The sequence below is a fragment of the Paenarthrobacter ureafaciens genome, assembly GCF_004028095.1.
Classification (GTDB): Bacteria; Actinomycetota; Actinomycetes; order Actinomycetales; family Micrococcaceae; genus Arthrobacter; species Arthrobacter ureafaciens.
This window is the reverse complement of record NZ_SBHM01000007.1, coordinates 853,005-870,764: the sequence shown is the minus strand read 5'-3', so window position 1 is coordinate 870,764 and position 17,760 is coordinate 853,005. Positions and strand designations below refer to the sequence as shown.

Here is a 17,760-nt window from a genome sequence, read left to right as displayed (position 1 = left end):
TCCTTGGAGTCGAGCATAGGCGAACCCGGCAGGCGGGACGTTGCGCAGCGGTTGCGTTACGCACCCGCCGTTGGGGTCAGGAGCTAGGCGTTGGCGAGTGACGCACCGGCCCGCTTACCCGCACCTGCCCGCTTGCCCGTGCCCGCACGGTAGTACTCCTGGCGCTGGACGCCCAGGCCGTCGATCTCAAGCTCGATCACGTCGCCGGGCTGGATGAAGGGGAACCGGCCGGACAATGCCACGCCCTCAGGGGTTCCCGTGATGATCACGTCGCCGGCCTCCAGCACCATGTACTGGCTGAGGTGGTGGACGATCGTGGGGGCATCGAAGACCATGTCCGAGGTGTTGGAGTCCTGCCGGATCTCGCCGTTTACGCGCGTGCGCAACCCAAGGTTGGCGGTATCGACGTCGGACGCGGGTACCAGCCACGGACCCAATGGCGTGGAACCCGGGAGCGTCTTGCCCTTGGTCCACTGCCCGGCGGGGCCGTTCATCTGGAAATCGCGCTCGGAAAGGTCGTTCGCTACGGCGTAACCGGCAATGTATTCCGCCGCCTCCTCAACAGAGGAGACGTAGGAGGCTTCCTTGCCGATCACGATTGCGAGTTCTACTTCCCAGTCGTACTTTTCCGACGTCGGGGGGATGGGGGCCGCGTCGAAAGGCCCGCTGATGGTGTTGGCCGGCTTGAGGAACGCCACCGGGACCTCGGGCGGCGTGACTCCTGATTCAGCGGCATGGGCCGCGTAGTTCAGTCCGATCGCGATGACGTTGGCCGGCCGGGCAACGGGGGCGCCGATCCGCAGGCCGTCGGCGGAGATCTCCTCGAGTTGGCCGGCGTCCAGGGCTTCGCGCGTGCGGGCGATGCCGTCCGAGGCGAGGAAGCCGCCGTCGAGGTCTTTGGTGAGGGACGTCAGGCTGAAGTACTTTTCCCCCTGTGCGTCCTGGGCAATGACAACAGGTTGTTCGTTTCCGGCCGCTCCCAGCCTGGCGAATTTCAAGGTCATGGCTTCCTCCGTTTTCGGTACTGACATCCGCAACCCAGTGTGCTGTGTTGGCCGGGCAATCCTTAAATGTGACCCGGCCGGGCTCCCGCTACCCGGCCTCCCGCTAAAGGGTCCGCCGGAGCCGCTTCTCCAGATTGCTGATATGGACGGTGACCAGTGCCTTCACGAGTTCGGCATCGCCCCGCTCCAGGGCGTCGACGATCGTCCTGTGGTCATCCAACGCCCGAGTTACCGCCTTGTCCCTGGTGACGTCCTGCCAGATGCGGGCCCGTATGGTGCTGCTGTAAAGGGCTTCCACGAGGCTGCCGAGGTAGTCGTTTCCGGCTGCTTGCGCGATGACGCCGTGGAACGTCAGGTCATGGGCAACCAATTCCTCCACGGAGCTGTATTCGTCCACCATCTTCAAGCTGTCGCGCAGTCTGGCGATGTCCGGCGCAGTTATTTTTCCTGCGGCCAAATGGGCCGTGGCGGGCTCCAGGATACGTCGGACCTCGAAGAGTTCAAGGACCGAGCGATCCTGGTGCAGGTCCACCACGAAGGCGACGGCCTCGTTGAGCAATTTGGCGTCGAGGCTGGTCACATAGGTTCCGTCGCCGCGGCGGACGTCGAGGACGCGGGTGAGTTCCAGTGCTTTGACGGCTTCCCTCAGGGAACTCCGTGAAAGCCCGAGCCGTTCGCTGAGTTCCTTCTCGGGAGGAAGCCGGTCGCCGGCTTTGAGTTCGCCCTGGATCAGCATGTCCTTGATTTTGCCGATCGCCTCATCTGTCACAGCCATGGACCCAATATTAGGTGCCAGTGATCCGACGTCTGTACTCAACTAGGTCGCAATTGTGCGCGTTTTCAGCGGTCAAAACGTGCACTAATGCGACCTACTTGGGGGCGTTAACTCACGACGGCGGCACCCGGCTTCCGCTGTTACGGAACCCGGGTGCCGCCGTCGGGCACTCAGTTGCTAGGCGTCTTTGCCCGGAAACGGCCGGTTGGCGACCACGGGAGCACTGCCGGTGTAGCCGTCACGGGTGGCTGCAATCTCGTGGATCTGCTTGCGGCAGAGGAACCAGCCCCAGACCATGAGGGCGCAGGCGATGGCCGTGACCAGCATGGTGAGCGGCGATTCGATGAACACCATCACCAAGACGCCGGCCAGGAAGAGCAGGGACAGGTAGCCCGTGTAGGGGGCTCCAAACATCCGGAACGATGGACGTTTGAGCCAGCCCTTGTCCGCCCAGCGCTTCAACTGCATCTGGCAAAGGACGATCGTTGCCCAGGTGACAATGATGCCCACGGAAGCCACGTTGAGGACGATCTCGAAGGCCTGGGCCGGGACGAGGTAGTTCAACGGGACGCCGAGCAGGGAGACGCCGGCCGTGATGGCAATGCCGCCGTAGGGAACGCCGGCCTTGTTCATGCGCTGGGCGAACTTCGGAGCCGAACCGTTGACGGACATCGACCGGAGGATACGGCCCGTTGAGTAGAGGCCGGCGTTGAGCGAAGACAAAGCGGCCGTCAGGACCACGAGGTTCATGATGACATCGACGCCCTGGACGCCGATGGATCCGAAGAAGGTCACGAACGGGCTGACGCCCTTTTCGTAGGAGGTGTACGGCAGGAGCAGAGCCAGCAGGATCACGGAGCCGACGTAGAAGACAGCGATGCGGAAGACCACGGAGTTGATGGCCTTGGGCATGATCTTCTCCGGGTTCTCGGTCTCGCCGGCCGCGGTTCCCACCAGTTCAATGGAGGCGTAGGCGAACAGCACACCCTGCATGAGGATGATCATCGGGAGCAGTCCGTTGGGGAAGATGCCGCCGTTGTCGGTGATGAGGCTGAATCCGACTTCCTGGCCTTCCACCGGGGTGCCGAAGATGACGAAGTAGGTGCCCACCAGGAGGAAGGCCACCAGGGCTGCCACCTTGATCAGCGCGAACCAGAACTCCATCTCGCCGAAGACCTTCACGGAAACCAGGTTCAGGCTGAGGACCACAACCAAGGCGATGAGAGCCCAGGCCCACTGCGGGACGGCACCCATCCACGGGACGTATTTGCCGAAGAAGTTCATGTAGAGGGCCGCTGCCGTGATGTCCACAATGGTGGTGGTGGCCCAGTTGATCCAGTAGAACCAGCCGGAGACGAACGCGGCCTTCTCGCCGTAGAATTCGCGGGCGTAGGAGACGAAAGAGCCCGACGACGGGCGGTGCAGTACCAGCTCGCCCAGCGCTCGCAGGATGAGGAAGGCAAAGAAGCCGCATACTGCGTAAGCGATGACTAGAGACGGGCCCGCGGCGTTGAGGCGGCCGCCGGCTCCGAGGAACAGGCCGGTACCGATGGCGCCGCCGATCGCGATCATCTGGATTTGGCGGGGCTTCAGGTCCTTGTGGTAGCCCTTGTCTTCCTTGTGGAGGGCTTGTTCGCTGGCATGCGCTTGGAGCGGGACCGTGTGGTCCGTGATGGGGTTGGTCATGGGAATCCTTACGGGTGTCCTTTAGGTGTACTGCACGTGCCCTGTACGGGGTTTTTGGGCGCGCGCAATTCCTTATGTGGGTGCCTCATCGGGCAGGACGGCTTTGGGGCCGTTGGGCTGGAGGGCCTACTTGCTCAGGTTTGCCAGGCGTTCGGGGCTGAGCAGTTCCTCGAGTTGGGTTGCGGTGAGCAAGCCGTGTTCGAGGACGAGCTCTGCCACGCCTTTGCCCGTGGCCAGGGCTTCCTTGGCGATTGCTGTGGCTGAGGCGTATCCGATGTGCGGGTTCAGTGCCGTGACGAGACCGATCGACTGCTCCACGGTAAGCCGAAGCCGTTCGGTGTTTGCGGTGATGCCCCGGACGCAGCGGGCCGTCAAAGTGCGGCACGCTGCTTCGAGATGGGAAATGCTCTTGTGCAGGCTGTGCACAATGATCGGTTCGAAGGCATTCAGCTGGAGCTGGCCTGCCTCCGCGGCCATGGTGACGGTGACATCGTTGCCGATGACCTCGTATGCGACCTGGCTGACTACTTCCGGGATCACCGGGTTGATCTTGCCGGGCATGATCGAGGAGCCGGACTGGACAGCCGGCAGGTTGATCTCGCCCAATCCCGCACGCGGCCCGGAGGACAGCAGGCGGAGGTCGTTGCAAATCTTGGACAGCTTCACGGCGACGCGCTTGAGCACGCCTGAAAGGTGGACGAACGCGCCTACGTCCTGCGTAGCTTCGATGAGGTCCGCTGCTGTCAAAAGGGGAAGGCTGGTTACTTCGGCGAGGTGCCGGCACGCGGCATCGGCGTATCCTGCAGGGGCGTTCAGTCCCGTGCCGATGGCCGTGGCACCCAGATTGATCTCGTGGATCAGCATGTGGGACTCATCCAGGCGGGCGCGGTCCTCGCCGATCGTCACGGCGTAGCCGCCGAATTCCTGGCCCAGGGTCATGGGAACAGCGTCCTGGAGCTGCGTGCGGCCCATCTTTACGACGGTGCGGAACTCGCGGCCTTTCTCAGCGAAAGCCACTTCAAGTTCTTCCAGTGCTTCCAGGAGTTCCTTGACGGAGAAGATCGTGGCGAGGTTGACCGCCGTCGGGTAGACGTCGTTGGTGGACTGGCTCAGGTTGACGTGGTCGTTGGGGTGGAGCTTGGAGTAATCACCCTTGGGGTGGCCCAGGATTTCCAAGGCGCGGTTGGCGATGACCTCGTTGGCGTTCATGTTGGAGCTGGTCCCGGCTCCGCCTTGGATCACATCCACCATGAACTGTTCGTGGAGCTTGCCGTCCATGATGTCCTGGCATGCCTGGTCGATCGCGTTGGCACGTTCGGTGTCCAGCAGGCCCAGTTCATGGTTGGTCCGTGCAGCGGCCTGCTTGACTGCCGCGAGGCCACGGACCAAGTGCTTGTTGGTGGAAAGCGGCTGACCCGTGATGGGGAAGTTTTCGATGGCGCGCAGGGTATGAACGCCCCAGTAAGCGTCTGCGGGAACATCGCGGTCGCCCAGAAGGTCGTGCTCGGAACGGAGAGGGATCGCCTGATCGACGGTGGTCATAGCTGTCCTTTAGTTTGTGGTGAAAATGTGTCCTGCACGGAGCTCGCCGACCGGAAGGCCGCCACCCAGCACGGGTGGGCTCTGCAGCGTGTCCAAAGTGCCGCCGTCGAGCCCCAGACGACGAAGCACCTCAAGGGTGATGGGCATGCGGGCGCGGTCCCCGCCGTCGGAAATCTTCACGGCCACGGCCCGGCCGTCGGCGAGGCCGACCAGCTGCAGGCCCTCAAAACCGTCCTTGGCGAGCAGGCCCGGGACCGCACGCATCAGCGCGGTGACATCGCGACCCTCGCCGGCCACCATATCCGGGTGACGGCGCATCGCGTGGGCGACTTTGCCTTCGTTTGTTTGCTCGTCCGCTGAAGCGAGGCGGCCGTAGGCGCGGGCCATCGCGTGCAGCGAGTGGGCGAACAGGGGAGTGCCGCAGCCATCGGTACTGACCGCGGCTGCGTCCTCGCCGGTGAGTTCAGTGATGGTGTCCCGCACCAGGACCTGCAGCGGGTGTTCGGGGTGCAGGTAGCCCTCAACCGGCCAGCCGTTGATGACACAAACCGAGGCCATGGAGGCGTGCTTGCCAGAGCAATTCTGTGCCAGCCGGGTGGGGCCGTTGCCCTCGCGGAGCCATTGGTTGCGTTCGTTGAATCCGTAGGGGAGGTCCGTGCTGTTGGCCAAGGCGGCTTCGGTCAGTCCGTGGATTCTGAGGATTTCCGCTGCGCCGTCACGGTGGTCCTTGCCTCCCGAATGGCTGGCTGCCGTCAAAGCCAGAAGCCGTTCCGGGATGTCCAAGCCGGCCTTGAGGAGCGCCACGGCTTGAAGCGGCTTCAGGCTCGACCGCGGGTACATCGGCGCATCCGGTTCCCCGGCTTCCAGGGCCGTGCTGCCGTCCGCATTCAGTGCCACCAGCGAGCCGAAGTGGATGCTCTCCACCAGTCCGTCGCGGGTCTGCTCAACCAGCGGGACGTGGCGGGTGGCTTGCTTGACCATTTCCATGGTTTCCTTTGTCATTTGCTGAGGATCGTCTCGAGTGCCACGCTGACGGCCTGCAGGTGCTCGGCCATGGCTTTGCTGGCGCCCTGTGAGTCACCTTCCTCTATGGCGTTCAGGATGGCTACGTGTTCTTCATCGGAACGGTGTTGCCGGTCAGCGACGAGGTTCAGGGTCTCGGACTGGTGGGCGAGGGCGTCGCGGATGTCCTGCACGACGCTCGCGAACACACGGTTGCCGCTGGCGCGTGCGACGGCGGAGTGGAAGGTCGCGTCAAGGTTCACCCACGCTTCGGGGTCGTTTTCGTTGAGCATCTCCTGGACGATGTCCTTGAGGTGCTCAAGTTCCTCTTCAGTGCGCCTTTCGGCAGCAAGCCCTGCCGCGGGGATCTCGATGTGGGGACGGGCTTCATTGAGATCGCGTGCGCTGTACTGGCCCAAGGTAAGGTCATTAGCAACCTTGTTTGCCACCACGAACGTGCCCTTGCCGGTCTTGGTGGTGGTGAGGCCCAGCGTGTTGCAGGACCGGAGTGCTTCGCGGATCACGGAGCGGCTGACGCCATACTGTGCTGCCAGCGTTGCTTCGGAGCTGAGCTTGGTGCCGATATCAAACTGTCCGCCCTCGATTGCCCTCCTGAGTGCGGCGAACACCGCTTCTGCCGCTGAAATACGGGAGATAGGAGTGGGCGTCGAGCGGCTTGTGCTCGCACCATGCTGTCCGGCTGTCCGGCTGTCTGACAGGTTCACGATATTGAATATGGCACGGGTCACAAGGGGCTGTCAACGCTGAAAGGATTGCTTCACGCCTTGGTGGTTGGGGTGGTGTCAGTTCCGGTTGAGGCCGTGTATCCGAGTCATCAAGGCGGCCTTGTAGTGCGATTCCGCCGCGTTGACCTCGGTGGAAGGCGTGCTCGGCCCGAAAACACGGAGAAGGCTGAAGAGAAAGTGGCGGGCATGGTCTGTCTTGGCACCCGTGGTACTGCCGACGCTCTCTACGGCTAGCTCCCTGAGGGCCACGTTGCCGCCGTGACCATCCCGGGCATAGGCCGTCCATCGCCCGAGGATTCGCTCAGAACCGTCTGCCTTGCCGACGTATTGTTTGCCATTGCTGGAGTCGGTGATGAGGTAGATGCCCTGAACTTCAGCCAGTGCTGCGCGCCAATCCGAGTAGCGGGAATCATCCACCAGCTCCCGCAGCTGGTGAAAGGTGAGCAGGACCCCGTCGAAGCCCGGAAACGGGACCTTATCGCGGTCGGCAATCTCGATCACCTGCATACGCCGGGCGCTTGCTGACTGCGCACTGCGGTGCCAACTCCGCGGGTTATCCCAATCGACGACCAGTCGGTCCTTGAGCGTAGCCAGGAAGTTGCTCGGCCGGAGGTCGAAGTATCGGCAATCTTGGGTACGCTCCTCTTCCAACTCGCCGTGATTTTCGAATGCGCCCCACAGCCGCGAGCGATTCTTGCCATCGGCGATGAAAATGGCCCACACTTGGCCGGGCTGAGCGGGGAAGCGGCGCGGGGAGACGTCCTGCTCACGCGTGTAGGCATGAACCTTCTGCACGGTCAGATCCTCGAAGCCGCGAAGGGCAGATTCGTCATTGGCCCTGAAAGAGTGGCGGATGACGTGGATTTGCTCCAGTTGAATCGGCGGATCATGCTCCGCGCCAACGCCGGCCAAAACGTGGGCGAGAGTTAGGGACTGCTGCTGGTCCACTGCCCCCAATGCAGTTCTCTCCGATCAGTCGCCTCGCTGTACTGGATTAGTCAATCATGAGGGAGTGAATGCTCAGTTCTATTTCCGCGCGGCCGTCACAACCAGAGGCAGCAAACGTACCCTGGCAGTTACCTCTTCAGCGATGTCCGGCAAGGATCCCAGCTCCCGCAGCAATTCTTCCTTGGCGGCGTCAAATGCATCGATCATTTGCTCGCAGTAGTGCACAACAACGCTTTCTGCGGCATCGCTGGGGACGCCAAATTGCGCGCCTGTGGCGACCAGCATTTGTTTGCTGATTCTTTGCAAGCGGTACTCGCCCTTCACGCTCATCGCTAAATTGATGCTGGATTCGCCGTCCCAATAGGGGGCGTACGTAGCGAGGTCGTAGAGCGGCGCAAACCGGACTTCCTCGCCGTGGAGTAGCAGCGAATAGTTCTTCGCATGGGCGTCTGTACAGCCGGCCACCGTATTGAAGACGAAAGCCCGATATAACGACTCGCCTGCCGCTCTGCGGTCTGCTTCGAGCGGGAACGACCTGACGAGGGAGGCCATGTCGCCGGCGCCCGGACCGCCGTCGCGATGCTGGTATTTCTTGGCGGGCGAGACGCTGAGGGCCTGGCAGAAGTCTTCTTGATGCAGGCGGCGCCAGGTTCCGTCTAGGACGTGGCGGTCATAGCGACGCGTGACGAAAACGTCCCATCCACCGATCCGTTTGAGCTCGGAGTTCGCTACCTCGAGCCCTAGGAAAGCAGCGGCGCGCATCGTCAATTGTTCGACGACATCCAAACGGCTGAAGCTGCCCGCCGCGGGTTTGAGGATGTGCGTCGTAGGGGTGGCATCCGCGGGAACCGCCCACGTGCCATCCGGGAGTTGGTGGAGAGCGATCTTCGGTTGTGCTCCGGCCAAGCTGAAGCGTCCCGCCGCATCATCGTAGGGAGTGCCGTCTTCGTACTCCGTCACCACGTGGTCCAGCATCGCGGCCACCTCAGAGTCGGAGACCGGTGTTACAGAGGTCCTCTGGAACTTGCCATCGGATGATTCCGCTCCCGGTGGCAGGAATTGCAGCGCGCCCGCGACGTCCGCGCCGATGTGTTCAAGAACTGCAAAAGGGTTCGCTGGTGAGACCCTGAATCGCCTGGCGATTGTCTGCAGGGCGCCCTCGCTGTCCGGAAGCAGGCCTTGAAGGAAGGGCAAAACGGCGCGCTTCTTGTGCGATCTCGCAGCCAGCGGCATGGAAAGGGACAGTGGTGTTGCGTCACGGCTCGCCTGATATTCGGGGAGGTAGTCGAACACCAGGTTCCCTGAGGCGGACTGCTCCACTCGTCCGCAGAGCGTCCCATCCATGAAGACATCGAGTGCGCGGGTACTCACCATCGAACATCACCCGTCTCGCTGTCCCGGATTGCGAGCTCGAACCCCAGTGCTTGGAATACGTCCATGAACTTGGATGTCTCCACAGTGGCCTTGCCGGATTCGAGGTCGATGAGGAAGGTTCGCGAGACGTTTGCCCGTCGCGCCAACTCGGCTTGCGACCAGCCGCGTTCTTCCCTCAGTTCCCGGACCAATGGTCCGGCTTCCCGCACGGTCCTCAACGAGCTCTCCTGTCGTCGTACGGCAACTTCTTCAATTGTCGCCGTACGCCGACTTTAGCATTTGTTGCCGTACGGCAACAGGAATCTGGGCTTCACGACAAAGAAAGCCTGGCGCTACCCTGCGGACAGTGCCAGGCTTCGGCCACCGGCTTCGTCAGCAGGGGCGCCACGTCTTTCCGCCGGGTGCGTAACAACGAGGACCGGTGTAACCCGGATATGGGTTTGATGGAGCAACCGGCTGAGGAGCTATGTACTTGGGGGCAGGTGGAACATACGGTTGCGGCGCCGGAATGTTCCGCAAGCGTTCAGCTTCCGCTGCGGCGGCTGCCGCTCGGGCCTGTTCCGCGGCGGCAGCTTCGTCAGCCGCCTTCTTAGCTGCGGCTGCTGCTTCCTCGGCGGCCTTCTTCTCCGCCGCTGCCTTGGCTTCAGCGGCTTTGCGCTCTTCCTCAGCCTTTTTCTCAGCTGCGGCCAGCGTTTTCTGCTGCTCCTTGACCTGGTTCAGCGTGGTGTCGGCGCGGGTAATCCGGTCTGACAATGCCTTGAGTTTTGAGGCAGCTTCTCCAGTGGAGTACGCCGCCCAGATGATGGAATGCTCGGAGTCCCTCTCTGCAGACAAGAGGTCATGGGCGGCCTTGGCGGCGACGAGCGCCGAAGCCCATGTCGACGCGGATGCACCAGCGGCTGATGAAGTCGTTGCCGGGGCGGCCTCCTCAGCGGATGCCAGCGCCTCTGAAGCAGCTGCCACCTTGGCCGGAAGCGTGCATTCTATGGATTCCGCGAAAAGTCCCTCCCCGGCTTTACGCGCTTCGTCGTGGGCAGCCTGTACCGGAGGCAGGAATTTGCGGTTTTCGCCTACAACCATTGGGACGCCGAGTCCTTTTCTGGCGATCTCAGCATTGACCAATTGATTGGAAGCGTTGAAGACACCAGCCAAAGTCCTGCCGTACTTGTCGTGCCGCTCGACGTCGAACTCGAGCCGAACCTTGCTTCCAGCGGGCAGCGCTTGTTTGAGGTATTCCGAAGCCTCCGGACCCAGGCACTCCGTCGGTTTGTTTGGGTCCTTTGTCTCCGGTGTATTCACGTTCAGTAGGCGGATGGTCTGGTCGTTGTTGTTGATCGAGACGACTACGGTGTCGCCGTCGACCACCCGCACAACAGTTCCGGAGTCCGCGTTTGCTGCCGCAGCAGCGATGAGAGAACCGGCGACGAGCGCTGCGGCGGCAGTCGATCCGATGAGCAGCTTACGCATGACGCCCCCTGCTCTGGCTGAAGGGTTGCTCGGAGCGTGGGCAAGTAATTATGCCGTCTGTTTGGGCGCGCAAATAGTCCCCCTATTTTGCGTTTGAGTCGAGTGAGGAAAGCTCAGCGTACTTGACGGTGCAACTTATTGCTGAACGTGCAAGCGGACGTCGAAGTTTGTGTCCTGCAGACCTACAAGCGTGCCCATTCTCAGCGCATAATGGCTGGCATGACTGCCCCTCAGTCCCGTGACACGTCGGAGCTTCCTCGCGTCACCGTGGAGGTGCCCGTGTTGAGCATCGGTGCCGGTCCTACGGATTACGAGGACCTGGGTCGCCACGTTGACGCGCTGAGGAAGCCGGGCAGCCTGCATATGACTCTCCTGCACATCGGCATACTGGAGCGCTTGGCTGCCGACATCTTCGCCTGGACCAAGGGGCGGATGCCTGCGGAAAGGGCGGCACTGGAGATAGCCACCTGGCTTCGTGAACTTCCTGTGCTCGACGGTTTCCTGGGCAAGTCAGACACCATCCTTACCTTGGGCGGTGGACGTATCAGCAGTCTGGAGGTCGTGGTTCCGCAGGCAGTGCATGACTACCAGACCTTGTTGCTTCAAGGGCTGCATGTGCTTCTTGACGACCTGGGCTTGGACTATATCGATGACTTCATTCTCAGCTCGCCGGCGCTTGGTTACCGGTCACCCCACTGGATACCGCATGTGGCGGTGGGCAAGGCACGTGCGAAACATCAAGAGCCCATTAAGATAGAAACGCTGGCTTTGGAATTCGGAACATCCCGAATACGGAACGAGATGTCCCTCCCGTCCGTTGTCTAGAGCGACCATGACTCCCATCACCGAGGAAACTCAATGCAACCCCGCGCCCTTTTCCGAACTGTTGCCTTCGCCGAAGCCGTCACTTGGACTCTTCTTCTGATCGCGCTTTTCCTTAAGTACGTCACCAAGACGACTGATGCAGCGGTGAGCATTGCAGGTGGTGTCCACGGATTCGTTTTCCTCTGTTACGCCTTCATTGCCGCGTTCACGTGGGTCAACCAGAAATGGAAGGCCCGCACCGGGCTCGTGGCCATCGTGTCGGCTGTCATTCCGTATGCCACCATCCCCGTCGAAAAGTCACTTGATCGCAGAGGCCTCCTTGCCGGACATTGGCGCCTTGCCGCTGGACGCGAGGAACCGATGGGTGCTGTGGAGAAAATTCAGGCCTGGATCTTGGCTAAGCCGATCCTTGCCGCAGTAGTGGTGTTGGTCGGCGTGGCTGCTGTATTTAGCTTCCTTTTGTACATGGGGCCGCCGGATACGTGGTTCTCGTAGGGCACGTTCGCCGCTGACCAGGTCCTGTCAGTATTCCCCGGCCAACTTCTGGGCAGCGAGCTGGCGGATCCATCCGGGAGTCTCTTTGCCCAGCCGACGATCGCAAACCAAACGAAGCCGTGCTGCCGCAATCTGGACACTGCGATCATATGAAACGGGTGAACGCTTCCTGTAAAAGGGGGAAGGGTTCTGCTCTGCTGGGGTGGACTCCGCCTGCTGCTCTTGGTACTTCACGGTAAACCTCCTGGTTATCGCAGCACGTTTGCCTCGTCGGCGTTCCGCTTGACGGAGTCCCCGGACCGTTATCTGCTTGCACAGGGTTAGTGGCCGAAGGACTCGGGTCGTGACGGGCGGAGCGGCCTTAGAAGGTCAAACAAGGTCCTCGTCTGTGCCTTGGCTGTGCCGTTGCGACCTTCTTTGATGCCCGGGTGTGCGTTTTTCCTTCGAGTTGGGTGGGTTTTGCCGTCGATGTGGGGTCGTGGCGGTGCGGCTGTGTTTCTGGTGCCCGGGTTGGTGGTTTTAGTCGTTGGTGCCGGGGCAGCCCCAGGAGTGGGGGTTTTGTTCGCAGGTGTCGGCGACGAGTGCTCTTTGTGTTTTCCAGACGTGGATTGTTTTGGCCGGTGTGGTGATGTTCAGGGTTCCGTTGATGGGCAGGGGTGGGCCGTTGTTGACGGAATAGGTGCCGGTGAAGCTGGTGGTGATGGTGGCGGGGTAGTTGCCGGTTTGGGTGTAGCTGTGGCTGGTGCGGGTTTCGGTGGTGAGCCGTTCGGTGTCGGGGATGGCGTAGCCGGCCGCGGGGGTGGGGCCAAGGGTGGTGCCGTCGCCGTAGTTGTAGGTGTAGGTGGTGGGGGTGGCTGTGAGGTGGACGTTTTGTCCGAGGATGGTGAGGTTGAAGGTTTGGGGTGTGGTGGTGGCGTAGAAGTTGGTGGGTGCCCCGATGAGGGTGTTGGGGAAGGGTTGGGTTGTGAGGGTTCCGGGGTTGAGGGGTAGTTGGCGGAAGTCGGTGAGGATGCGGGCTGCGATGTCGTCGAGGATGTTGTGGGGTTCGGGGCCGTAGAGGCAGGTGGGGCCGGTGACGGGGATCCAGTCGGTCCAGCCGGGGTTGGTGATGGCTTTGGGGGCTTCTTTCCAGATCACGGGTGTGCCGGTGGCGCCGTTGGGTGATGGTGGGCAGGCGAGGGTGAGGCAGCCGGGGTCCACGGTGTCGGGCCCGTCGGCGCGGCAGTGGGTATCGGCCATGTACTGATTCGGGTCCTCGGATGCAGCAGCGGCTCCGTTTCCGCTGGAAAGCTGAGACGCCAACTGGCCGGTCGAAGCATCGATGGTGAACTTTGCACCCACAAGGAGTTCGCGTTCATTACGGTCGGCAGTGACTCGACCTTCCTCGGCGTAAGCGGGAGATGGGCCGGATAGTAAAAGCATCACGAGGCACAGCGCCGAAGCTCGGCGGAGTTTGGATTGGAACTTACCCAACGAGCGCTCCGTAATCGGTTACACGCCAGGCGTCGTCCTCAAACCGCGAGAAGACTGCATCTGCTGTGTTGGTCGAGGGTGAGTCCTCTTGGCCCTTGGCCCCGTCTGCGTCGAAGTATTGAATTGCTTCCTGAATTACCTGAACCTTCGCGGATTGTGACTGGAGGCCATCCGCGTCCCACGCGATCTCTACGGTGGGGGTCGTGAGGCGGCCGCCGACGATCCACCTATTTTCAATGTAATTTAGCGCGACAGATTCCTTGTGTGCCCTTGCTGCGGGCGTGGTCATATCGGTGCATGCCGACCAAGCACCCATGTCGCCTGTTTCCAGAGCGTAGGAATATGTGGCGTACCAGTACCGAATGAACGCCTCCAGCCCTTCCTTCGAGTTTTCCTTCGCCAGCTCGGGTATGACGGGCACCGGTACGTTCTCGGCTTTGCCCTTCGAATCAGCAGGCTTGTACACCCCCGGATTCCCGGAGGAGGGACTCGAGGAACCGGAAGGCGAGGCACTTGCTGCGGGAGTCGCCGTCGTGGTTTCCGTAACCGCGCCTGGAACCGGCGGCGAGCCAGGGTCTTGGCATGAACTCAAGAGCACAAGCGCAGAAACCGTGAGAGCGACGGAACGGAAATGGGCAGGCGAAAGATCAAACAAAAAGCGTGGCAATGTACAGACTCCCCAGCGACTGTTGTGGCGTAGTGCTGGCCAGTCTAAGCAGGGGGTTCGCGCTGGTTCGAGCCGGTAAGACCCATCTGTGGATAACTGCACCGGGAAGAATTTGCTGGATCATTGCGCGGCCAAGGCGCCAAAACCACAGAATCCAGAGGGCCCACAGAAGCGCACCACTGAATGATCCAGCAAAATTCAGCCGGGTCCGGAAGGCTATCCCCGCAGCTTGTCCATATCCCGGCGGTCCTTCTTGGTCGGCCGGCCGGCGCCGCGGTCGCGTTGGGGCAGGCCCAGCTGGGGGAGGACAGGACGCGGGGGAGTGTGGTCGGTGTAGCAATGCGATGCAGCCTCGGCGCCCACACGCTTGGCAATGAGTCGCCGAACTTCAAAAACGCGTTCCCACCCGGATTCGCGGACCCGGATGGTGTCTCCCACAATCACAGTCTGCGACGCCTTCACGGGGTTGCCGTTAAGGCGGACATGCCCGGCCCGGCAAGCTGCCGTCGCGGCGGAACGGGTTTTGTAGGCTCGGATCGCCCACAACCAGGCGTCGACGCGGACGGCGGCCGGGGCGGAAGACTGGCTACTCATGATGCAGTCGAGTCTAGCGAAAGCGGTTACGGCGGAGAGTCGTGTGTTCGCCGCAAACGTACGTTGACCGCTGCAAGGCGACAGCGAACAAGCAGGTTTCCCGCGAATTCGGCGGAAGGGAAGAGTCGTTCCCGCGAACTCGGCGGAAGGGAAGAAGGCGGGAGGGCCCCCACCCGCGAAACACCCCCTACCGCACCGTCACCTCCACCCGTTGCGCCATGTTGTTCCCTATGCCCTGGTAATTCCACACCTGTTCCGTGGGCTGGAGGGCACCGGACGAGTCCATGGCGCGGCATCGCAGCACGTGATCACCCTTGTTCGCCACCCACACCATGGACCACGAGCGCCAGGCAAAGTCCCCAACGGGCGGATCGAGGTGCGCAGGCATCCACGTTCCATCGATACCCACTTCCACGCGCTCCACGTCGCCATGCCCGGACCACGCGCGCCCGTGAAGCATCACCGGTCCGGCATCCACTACCCGGCGACGGGTGAAGAAATCGGGAATCCCCGGCGGCACCATCAAAGACCGCACCCGAATATGGGTCACGGGCAGCCCCGGCCCGTCGGGTCCTTGGAGGTAGTGGTAGGCAACAGCTTGCTGGTACCCCATAAACCTGGTTGTCACAGCTTCAATGGACGTCAGCCACTTCACGCTCGCCATTCCGTACCATCCGGGGACCAGCAGCCGGAGCGGGAAGCCGTGCTGCAACGGGAGCGGTTGGCCGTTCATGGCGTACACCAGCATCACCTCGGGGTGCATGGCCTCCTCAATGGTCAGGCTCCGCGCATACGGCTCTTCGACGCCGCCTTGGATGCCGCTGTCAGCGCCGGTGAAGACAAGTTCGACGGCGTCACTCGCCAACCCGGCCTCCTCCAGCAGGGGTGCCAGGGGAGTTCCGGTCCACTCCGCCGTGCCGACGGCACCGAGGACCCACGGCTGGCTGAGTGGCCGGGGTTGCAGGAGCGATCGCCCGTTTCCCGCGCATTCGAGCGTGACGGGCATGGTGACGGCGGGACGGGCTTTGAGGTCGTCGAGGCTGAGCTCCAGGGAGTCTGCAACAGCCCCGCCCAGCCGCAACCGCCACGTCTCAAGCGAAACGTGCGGAATGTCGAAGTGGATCAGCAAGTAGTGCAGTCCCGCAGGGGTGAGATCGTCGTGCAACGCTTCAAGCGGCATCGAGTGGTTCCGGCCGGCGAGTTGGAGTTCTTCGTGGGTGAGTGGGCCTTGGGTCGGTTGGCCCGGGGTGGCGGCAAGGCCGCGTTCAATATGGGGTGTGGACATGGCGGGCGGCGTTCTACTGGAACCGACGCTGCGGATGTGCCGCAGCACTTAGGTCAAGGATCACGCCGCGCCGGAACCGCCGTCAATAGGACGTTGCAAGGCCTACCGGCGTCGAAGTTCCGGATACTCCAGGTGCGGCGCCACGGTGCCGGCATCCCGCTCGAGGAAGTTCACGGCGGGGGCAACAATATCGTCGATCTCGTCCAGGATGGCTTCGCTGAGTACGACGTCAGCGGCCTTGAGGTAATCAGTAAGATGCTCCTCGGTCCGTGGCCCGATGATGACGCTGGTGACCGCGGGGTGGTTCATGGCGAATGCCACGGCCAGTTGGATCAAGGAGATGCCGTAGCGGGCAGCGACCCGGCCCAAGGCATCGGCCGCGTGCAGCTTCGCTTGGTTGAAGGGCGCGGTCACGTCGAAGCGGCCCGGGACAGCCGAGAAGCGCGAACTTTCAGGCTGACCGCCACCCACCCGGTACCCGCCGGCGAGCCAGCCGCCGTCGAGCGGTCCGTAACTCAAAACCCCGACGCCGTACTGCTGGGTGATGGGGAAAACGTCCCGTTCGTTGGCACGCACCAGGAGCGAATACGGAACCTGGTCCACGACTGGGGGCGTGAGGTGGTTGGTGTTGGCAATCCACTGTGCCTCCACCAGTTGCGCGGGACTGAACACAGAGGTGCCGTAGTAAAGGATCTTGCCCTGCCGGATGAGGTCGTTGAGGGCGGTGATGGTTTCCAGCAGGTCGGTGTTGTAGTCCGGGCGATGTGCTTGGTAAAGGTCGATCCTGTCCGTACCCAAGCGACGCAGGCTGTCTTCCACTGCCCTGACGATCCAGCGCCGCGAGTTGCCGGCGTGGGCCGGATTGGAACCCATCTGGCCGTGAAACTTGGTGGCGAGGAAGACTTCGTCGCGACGGCCGTGGATGGCCTGGCCCACCACGTTTTCGGCCTCGCCCTGGGAGTAGATATCCGCGGTGTCGATGCTGGTGATCCCGGCATCGAGGGCTGCTTTGATGATGCGGATACTGTCCGCAGGACCGGTGGGGGCGGTTCCTGTCCCGAAGTTCAATGTGCCAAGGGTGAGGGGGCTGATCAGGGCGCCGGTGCGTCCAAGCGTCCGTAGCTCGTTGAGGCTCATGTCGGCTTCCTGTGGTGGGGGAGGTGTCCCGTCGAGGCTACACAGCGCTGCCGGACGCAGAAACGCAAGTGGTAGAACTTCTTCGTTTTTCGTCTTGGGAAGTAACGGAAGGGGCCTTACTGCGAGACATTTCTTGACACCGGGCAATACAAACGACTTCCGGATCCACAAACGTGGAGGTTCCCGGGAACGCATGAATCATGGGGAAAGAGGTTCAATCGACGCGCAAAGGGGACAGATCAAATGACACGGACAACGGTGGATGAAACAGCAGCGATCAAGGCTGCCTTTGCCCGGTTCCCGTCCGGTGTGGCTGCGTTCAGTGCAATGGTCGACTTCACGCCCGAGGCCTTGGTGGCATCGTCCTTTACAGTTGGCGTTTCCTTGGAGCCTCCGCTGGTGATGTTTGCCGTGCAGAACTCCTCCACCACGTGGCCCAGGCTTCGGCAGGCAGCCCGGCTCGGTGTATCCGTGCTTGCCGAGGGGCAGGAAGCCGCGTGCCTCCAGCTTTCCTCCAAGACCCGCGACCGTTTTGACGGCGTGGCCCACAGCGTCACCGACTCGGGGGCTGTGCTGATCGACGGTGCCGTGCTGGGTTTCGAGTGCGAAGTCGTGTCAGAGATTCCGGCGGGGGATCACGCGATCGTGGTCCTTGAGGTCAAGTCCACCACCGTCAACCATGATTCCGAGCCACTCATCTACCACGGGGCATCGTTCCGCCAGCTGGCGGCCTGACCCCG

General features: G+C 62.2%; 18 protein-coding genes. 3 read left to right on the top strand and 15 right to left on the bottom strand.

What is annotated here, in order from left to right:
- Positions 1–83 precede the first annotated feature (83 nt).
- From AUR_RS08230 to AUR_RS08185, 10 genes are all read right to left on the bottom strand, one after another.
- Positions 84–1,004, bottom strand: coding sequence for a fumarylacetoacetate hydrolase family protein (locus AUR_RS08230; RefSeq protein WP_062099380.1), 921 nt, complete (start codon positions 1,002–1,004; stop codon positions 84–86).
- A gap of 103 nt (positions 1,005–1,107) precedes the next feature.
- Positions 1,108–1,779, bottom strand: a complete 672-nt coding sequence (locus tag AUR_RS08225; protein ID WP_062098345.1) for a FadR/GntR family transcriptional regulator — start codon at positions 1,777–1,779, stop codon at positions 1,108–1,110.
- A gap of 177 nt (positions 1,780–1,956) precedes the next feature.
- On the bottom strand, positions 1,957–3,465 hold the full coding sequence (locus AUR_RS08220; RefSeq protein WP_021473949.1) for an amino acid permease: 1,509 nt from the start codon (positions 3,463–3,465) through the stop codon (positions 1,957–1,959).
- Between the two features lie 126 nt (positions 3,466–3,591).
- Positions 3,592–5,007 carry an aspartate ammonia-lyase gene (gene aspA, locus AUR_RS08215; protein ID WP_062098343.1) on the bottom strand — a complete coding sequence of 472 codons (1,416 nt, stop codon included), beginning with the start codon at positions 5,005–5,007 and terminating at the stop codon, positions 3,592–3,594.
- Between the two features lie 9 nt (positions 5,008–5,016).
- Positions 5,017–6,009 (bottom strand): asparaginase, encoded by a 993-nt coding sequence (locus AUR_RS08210; RefSeq protein WP_128397111.1) that lies wholly within the window; start codon positions 6,007–6,009, stop codon positions 5,017–5,019.
- Positions 6,006–6,734 (bottom strand): FadR/GntR family transcriptional regulator, encoded by a 729-nt coding sequence (locus AUR_RS08205; protein WP_031217021.1) that lies wholly within the window; start codon positions 6,732–6,734, stop codon positions 6,006–6,008. The genes AUR_RS08210 and AUR_RS08205 overlap by 4 nt, the downstream gene beginning before the upstream one ends.
- 78 nt (positions 6,735–6,812) lie before the next feature.
- Positions 6,813–7,703: a GIY-YIG nuclease family protein gene (locus AUR_RS08200; RefSeq protein ID WP_241650884.1), complete on the bottom strand. Its 891-nt coding sequence runs from the start codon at positions 7,701–7,703 to the stop codon at positions 6,813–6,815.
- A 78-nt stretch (positions 7,704–7,781) separates the two neighbouring features.
- Positions 7,782–9,074 carry a type II toxin-antitoxin system HipA family toxin gene (locus tag AUR_RS08195; protein WP_164888669.1) on the bottom strand — a complete coding sequence of 431 codons (1,293 nt, stop codon included), beginning with the start codon at positions 9,072–9,074 and terminating at the stop codon, positions 7,782–7,784.
- The gene (locus tag AUR_RS08190; RefSeq protein ID WP_225740095.1) at positions 9,071–9,286 is read right to left on the bottom strand and encodes a helix-turn-helix domain-containing protein; all 216 of its coding nucleotides are present in this window, start codon (positions 9,284–9,286) and stop codon (positions 9,071–9,073) included. Before AUR_RS08190 ends, AUR_RS08195 begins: the two co-directional genes overlap by 4 nt.
- Before the next feature lie 163 nt (positions 9,287–9,449).
- Positions 9,450–10,544, bottom strand: a complete 1,095-nt coding sequence (locus AUR_RS08185; RefSeq protein WP_062098338.1) for a thermonuclease family protein — start codon at positions 10,542–10,544, stop codon at positions 9,450–9,452.
- A 219-nt stretch (positions 10,545–10,763) separates the two neighbouring features.
- Here AUR_RS08185 and AUR_RS08180 point away from each other — a divergent pair, with 219 nt between their 5' ends.
- On the top strand, positions 10,764–11,369 hold the full coding sequence (locus AUR_RS08180) for a hypothetical protein (protein ID WP_205680063.1): 606 nt from the start codon (positions 10,764–10,766) through the stop codon (positions 11,367–11,369).
- A 33-nt stretch (positions 11,370–11,402) separates the two neighbouring features.
- Complete coding sequence (locus AUR_RS08175) at positions 11,403–11,864, top strand: DUF3817 domain-containing protein (protein WP_021473960.1); 462 nt, start codon at positions 11,403–11,405, stop codon at positions 11,862–11,864.
- A gap of 519 nt (positions 11,865–12,383) precedes the next feature.
- Here the strand turns inward: AUR_RS08175 and AUR_RS08170 are convergent.
- From AUR_RS08170 to AUR_RS08150, 5 genes are all read right to left on the bottom strand, one after another.
- Positions 12,384–13,286 carry a hypothetical protein gene (locus tag AUR_RS08170; protein WP_241650956.1) on the bottom strand — a complete coding sequence of 301 codons (903 nt, stop codon included), beginning with the start codon at positions 13,284–13,286 and terminating at the stop codon, positions 12,384–12,386.
- Positions 13,287–13,329: 43 nt separating this feature from the next.
- A complete protein-coding gene (locus AUR_RS08165; RefSeq protein WP_062098336.1) occupies positions 13,330–13,803 on the bottom strand; it encodes a DUF6318 family protein in 474 nt (157 codons plus the stop codon).
- A gap of 417 nt (positions 13,804–14,220) precedes the next feature.
- Positions 14,221–14,598 (bottom strand): RNA-binding S4 domain-containing protein, encoded by a 378-nt coding sequence (locus tag AUR_RS08160; RefSeq protein WP_062098334.1) that lies wholly within the window; start codon positions 14,596–14,598, stop codon positions 14,221–14,223.
- 187 nt (positions 14,599–14,785) lie between these two features.
- Positions 14,786–15,883 carry a sulfite oxidase gene (locus tag AUR_RS08155; RefSeq protein ID WP_021473964.1) on the bottom strand — a complete coding sequence of 366 codons (1,098 nt, stop codon included), beginning with the start codon at positions 15,881–15,883 and terminating at the stop codon, positions 14,786–14,788.
- A gap of 102 nt (positions 15,884–15,985) precedes the next feature.
- Positions 15,986–17,020: an aldo/keto reductase gene (locus tag AUR_RS08150; RefSeq protein WP_062098332.1), complete on the bottom strand. Its 1,035-nt coding sequence runs from the start codon at positions 17,018–17,020 to the stop codon at positions 15,986–15,988.
- Between the two features lie 243 nt (positions 17,021–17,263).
- On the opposite strand from AUR_RS08150, the gene AUR_RS08145 reads away from it, so the two are divergent.
- Complete coding sequence (locus AUR_RS08145; protein WP_021473966.1) at positions 17,264–17,755, top strand: flavin reductase family protein; 492 nt, start codon at positions 17,264–17,266, stop codon at positions 17,753–17,755.
- Positions 17,756–17,760 lie beyond the last annotated feature (5 nt).